The organism is Streptomyces sp. NPDC002690, from assembly GCF_053592415.1.
The window spans coordinates 1-5,093 of sequence record NZ_JBSFVR010000464.1 but is presented as its reverse complement, the minus strand read 5'-3'; the positions used below and the strand labels follow the sequence as shown (position 1 = coordinate 5,093).

Below are 5,093 nucleotides of genomic sequence, written 5' to 3'. Positions count from 1 at the left end.
CCCGCCGGCAGGTCGAGATCGATCCCGGAGACGGCCATCTGCTGGCCGAACCTCTTCCACAGCCCCCGCACCCGCACGGCGGGCGGCCGGCCCGACGGATCGGCCGCCCCGGGAGACGGGGCGTTCTCGGCTTCGGTCCGGTCAGGCATGGCACGACCTTTCGGTATCCCCACAGGTGGGGACCAGCCTACGAAAGGCGCGTCCGCGCGTCCGCCGCTTCGCGCGCACAGGCGTACGACAACGGGCTGACGAGTTCCTCGGCTTCGGGCAACCAGCGGTTGGCGGCGGTGGGACGACGGGCCCACTGGACCGCGCCCCGGCCGCCGATCCGGGTCGGCGGGGCGGCGACGTAGTGGCCCTCGCCCCGGGCGACGAGGTCGATCGACGCTGCGTTCCAGCCGAGGTGCATGACGAGATCGGGGACCTTGGCGGCGGCACCGGGGGAGACGAAGAAGAGCATGCGACGGTCGGGGGTACAGGTGGCCGGGCCGAGCGTCAGCTCCATCCGCTCCATCCGCGCGAGCGCCAGGAAGCCCGCCGACTCGGGGACGTCGATCACGTCGAAGCTGCGGCCGGTCGGCAACAGGATGGCGGAGGACGGGTGCTTGGACCACATCCGGCGGGCAGCCGCCCCGCTTCCGGTCGCCTGGCCCGCCCAGTCGGGCCGCAGGGCGTGCGCGCCGGGCAGGGCGCAGTGCGCGTCCCCGCAGCAGCACCGCTCGTGTCCGTCCACCGCCTCCAGCCAGCTGCCAGGGAACACGTCCCAGTGGCGTTCCTCCGTGTAGCGGACGGCGGCGTCGAGCAGTTGCTCGCCGCGCTGCGGAGGGAGCGGGGCGTTTCCCGTGACTGTGATCGGCTTTTCCACGTCCAGCACAACTCCCCGCACCACCGGGGGTTACGGCCGCATCCCGCCGCCGTACCGGTGCACCGGCACCGCATATGGGGCGCACGGGTGCACGGGCGGGGGCGCGTGCGGGGCCGGGCGCCGATGTACGGGTAGGGAATGCCAGGGCCGTGCGTCGGCCCGGCCTCCGGGCTGTTCCGGGGCGGCGGAGCGGGACGCACGGGTCTTTTGCGTGAAGTGGCCGAAAAACAGCAGCTCTCGTGCTGGTCGTACCGAATACAGAGGAATGGGCGCATTGCTTGCGCCGACGACGGGCAGTGATGCCACCACCTAACACCGCGCTCTCCAGGGGGACGTACATGGCAGCCAGACCACTCGTAGCCCGCCAGCCGAACGAAAGGCTCCAGACGCTCATCCAGGAGGCTGCCTGTTCCAACGCGGGACTGGCCCGCAGGGTCAACATGGTCGGCGCGGAGCGGGGACTCGATCTCCGGTACGACAAGACCTCCGTGGCCCGCTGGCTGCGCGGGCAGCAGCCCCGGGGCCGGGCGCCGGGGATCATCGCCGAGGCCATCGGCCGCAAGCTGGGCCGCACGGTCACCATCGACGAGATCGGCATGGCCAACGGCAAGAACCTCGCCTCCGGCGTCGGCCTCCAGTTCGCCCCGACCGTGCTCGGGGCCATCGAGCAGGTCTGCGAGCTGTGGCGCAGCGACGTGGGCCGCCGCGACCTGCTCTCCGGCTCCACCGTCGCCTCCTCCGCGCTGGTCGAGCCCAGCCGGGACTGGCTGATCACCGGGCCCGACTCGCAGGTCGCCCGCAACGCCGGTGCCAGGGTGGGGCGTTCGGATGTGGAGGCGGTCCGTGCCATGACCGCGGCGCTGGTCGACCTCGACCACCGGTTCGGCAGCGGGCACGTCCGCCCGGTGCTGGTCCACTACCTCAACAGCGTGGTCTCCGGGCTGCTCTCGGGGGCGTACCGCGAGTCGGTGGGAAGGGAGTTGTTCGCGGCGGTGGCCCGACTCACCGAACTCGGCGGCTATATGGCGATCGACACCGGTCAACCCGGGCTGGCCCAGCGCTACTACATCCAGGCCCTGCGTCTCGCGCAGGCGGCGGGCGACCGGGCGTACGGCGGCTATGTGCTGGCCGCCTCGATGAGCCACCTCGCGGCCCAGCTCGGCAACCCCCGCGAGATCGCGCAGCTCGCCCGCGCGGCCCAGGAGGGCGCGCGCGGCTCGGTGACGCCGCGCGCGGAGTCGATGTTCCTCGCCGCGGAGGCGCGCGGACACGCGGCTCTCGGCGACGCCGCCACCTGCGAGGAGGTGGCCGGCCGGGCGGTGGAGGCGCTGGAGCGGGCCGACGCGGGCACCGGCGACGACCCGGCCTGGATCGCGCACTTCGACGAGGGGTACCTCGCGGACGAACTCGCCCACTGCCACCGCGATCTGGGCCAGGGCACCGCCGCCGCCCGCCGGGCCAAGGAGGCGCTCGCCGCGCTTCCCGAGACCAGGGCGCGCCGGCGCGGCATCGCCCTGGTGCTGCTCGCCTCCGCCCAGGTCCAGCAGCGCGAGGTCGAACAGGCCTGCTACACGGGCCTGCGGGCGGTGGAGCTGCTGGAGACGGTGCGTTCCAGCCGGGGCGCGGAGTACCTCGACGACCTTCAGCAGCGGCTGCTGCCGTACGGGGAGGAGTCGGCGGTCCGCGAATTCAGCGCGCGCCTGGATCTCCAGGCCGCCTGAGGGCCCGTCGGGAAACTCGGAGGTCCGGGCGGCTCAGAAGGGCGGCTCAGGGCGGCTCAGGGCGGCTCAGGCCGGCTCAGGGCGGCTTCCGAGGGGCGGGAGCAGCGCGCGGGAGAGGTCGCCGCGCGCGCCGTACGGGATGGTGTGCGCCGACCGCACTCCGGTACGGCGCGTGCCCCGGCGCCCGACGACGTGGCGGAAGTCTCAGGGCTGTCGCGCGGTACGGAGTTCGTACCGGGCGCCGGGTGTCCGCCCCGGGCGGAGGCCGCGTTCGCGTCCGCGCGCTCCTGAGCTGCGGGTTCGTCCCGGGCGCGGAGTCCCGGTAACCGGAGTCCTCCGTTCGCCTCCCGGGCCGTCGCGCGGCCGTACGGCTGGTGAAGGGACGGTGCGGGCCACGGACGCGCTTGGCGAAGCCGGGCAACCACCCGATAGCGTGAGCCGACGTTTTCGTTGGTTGACACGTAGGAGTCCCGGTGACGCAGAGCGGACAGGGTGACGATCAGCAGCTTCCGGCTGTACGGCCCGCCCACGAAGGTGTCGTGCTGCCCGCGGACGGTGGTGCCCCCTGGAACCCCGCAGCGGCGGACGGCCGGCCACAGGAGTCCGCCCCGGCGGGCGGCTCCCCGTGGGACGGCCAGGCGTGGGGGTCCCAGGCGCCACCCCAGCAGCACCCGGGCAACCCGGCGCAGCCGTACCAGCAGCAGGGCGGCTACCCGCAGTCCGGCGGCTACGGCGCGCCCGACCCGTACCAGCAGCCCCAGCAGACGCAGTACCTGCCGGCGTCCGACGGTTACCCGGGCGGGCAGCGACAGGCCTATCAGCAGCAGCCGCAGGGACAGTCGCTGCCGCCGGCCCAGCCGCAGCCGTACGCGCAGCCGCTGCCGCCGGAGGCCGTGCCGGGCAGGGCGCCGGGCGGCGACTCCGACGCCACGCAGTTCATCGCGCCGGTGCCGGCCGGGCAGGACGGCGACGCGACCCAGTACATCCCGCCGACTCCCGCCGCCCCGTACGACATACGCCCGGGGGCACCGGAGGACCGGCGGCCCCCTTCGGAGTTCGACAACCTCTTCCGCAGCGACGAACCGGCCGGCGCCACCACGCAGATGCCCCGGGTCGACCCCGCGCACCAGCAGCCGCCCGCACACCAGCAGTACGGCCACCCCCAGGGGCAGCCGCAGGGCTATCCGGGCGGCCAACTCCCGCCCCAGGCCCAGCAGCAGGGGTACGCGCCCGGCTACCAGGGTCCCCAGGGGCCGTACGAGAGCCCCCAGGCCCCGTACGAGCCCGGCCCCGAGCCGCGCCGGAGGTCGGCGCACATCCCGCTCATCGCGGCCGTGGTGGTCGGCTGTGCGGTCGTCGGGCTCGGCGCCGGGGCGCTGCTGAGCGGCGGCGGCGACTCCAAGGACGACAAGCAGCCGGTCGCCTCGGCGAGTTCACCGGCTTCCGGCTCGTCGGCGCCGGGAGCCGACGACCCGGCGGAGCCGCAGGCGACGGAGCTGGACAAGCTGCTCGCCGACAGCAACAACAGCCGGAACACGGTGATCAACGCCGTCGAGAAGATCAAGGCGTGCAGGGACCTGGACCAGGCCGCCGCCGACCTCACGGGCGCCGCCCAGCAGCGCCGCGACCTGGTCAACCGGCTGAAGGACGTGCAGGTCGACCAACTGCCGGACAACGCCGCCCTCACCGACGCGCTGACGAACGCCTGGGAGGCCTCGGCCTCGGCGGACGAGCACTACGCGGCCTGGGCGAAGCAGGCGAAGGGCAAGAAGGTCTGCAAGGGCGGCAAGGCCGCCAACACCGGAGAGACGGGCAAGGCGGCCGAGAAGAGCGGCGAGGCGACCACCGCCAAGAAGAAGGCGTCCCGTCTGTGGAACGCCATCGCCGAGAAGTACGGCCTCACCAGCCGTGGTTACACGGAGCTCTGAGCCCCGCCCGCCCGGCCCCGGCCCCCGCCCCCGCACTCCGGTGGCGGAGCCGGGGCCGGAGCCGTGCTCAGCCCCGGACGGCCTTGGCGTCGGACAGGGTCTCCGTGACGTCCGTGAACCCCTTCTTCTGCGACACCAGCCGCCCCCCGCGGACCACCTGGAAGGTGACCGTGCCGTTGACGATCCGGGGGTACGCGGCCGAGCCGAGCATGTCCTGGTAGCGCCAGCGCAGTTCCGGGGTGAGGCCGCCGGTGTCCACCTTCAGCCCGTGGTTCAGCACCGAGGTGACCGCCGACGCGCTCACCTCGCCGTCCCCCAGCCCTTCGACGGCCGCCTTCAGCACGGTGTACGCGATCCAGGTGGTCTGCACGGCCGAGTCCGCGGGGTCGATGCTGTCGTCCTCGAACGCGTACTTCCGGATCGCCCCGCGCATCTCGTCCCAGCGCGCGTCCGAGGACACGGGGTACCACCCGGTGACGAGCGCCCCCTCGAACGGGCTGTTCCGGCCGCCGGTGCTGTCGATGAGCGGCTGGCTGACGCTGCCGAGCACCGAGGAGATCCTGGTCCCGCCCTCGTTCG

The 5,093-nt window shown here is 73.7% G+C and carries 3 protein-coding genes and 2 pseudogenes; 2 read left to right on the top strand and 3 right to left on the bottom strand.

Annotated elements, in window-relative coordinates; all coding sequences use genetic code 11:
* A pseudogene (locus ACWD3D_RS33380) lies at positions 1 to 149 on the bottom strand (ABC transporter ATP-binding protein); the annotation flags it as partial.
* Between the two features lie 38 nt (positions 150 to 187).
* The gene (locus tag ACWD3D_RS33375) at positions 188 to 874 is read right to left on the bottom strand and encodes a bifunctional DNA primase/polymerase (protein ID WP_451464461.1); all 687 of its coding nucleotides are present in this window, start codon (positions 872 to 874) and stop codon (positions 188 to 190) included.
* A gap of 329 nt (positions 875 to 1,203) precedes the next feature.
* Between ACWD3D_RS33375 and ACWD3D_RS33370 the strand changes: the two genes are divergently transcribed.
* Together ACWD3D_RS33370 and ACWD3D_RS33365 are read left to right on the top strand one after the other, a co-directional pair.
* Entirely contained in the window at positions 1,204 to 2,586 is a 1,383-nt protein-coding gene (locus ACWD3D_RS33370; RefSeq protein ID WP_451464460.1) for a transcriptional regulator, read from the top strand.
* Between the two features lie 473 nt (positions 2,587 to 3,059).
* On the top strand, positions 3,060 to 4,514 hold the full coding sequence (locus ACWD3D_RS33365; RefSeq protein ID WP_451464459.1) for a hypothetical protein: 1,455 nt from the start codon (positions 3,060 to 3,062) through the stop codon (positions 4,512 to 4,514).
* 67 nt (positions 4,515 to 4,581) lie between these two features.
* On the opposite strand, the pseudogene ACWD3D_RS33360 reads toward ACWD3D_RS33365, so the two are convergent.
* Positions 4,582 to 5,093 (bottom strand): annotated as a pseudogene (locus ACWD3D_RS33360) (ABC transporter substrate-binding protein); the annotation flags it as partial.

Coding starts and splice junctions, on each gene's coding strand:
- ACWD3D_RS33370 (WP_451464460.1), top strand. CDS start 1,204: ATGGCAGCCAGACCACTCGTAGCCCGCCAGCCGAACGAAAGGCTCCAG.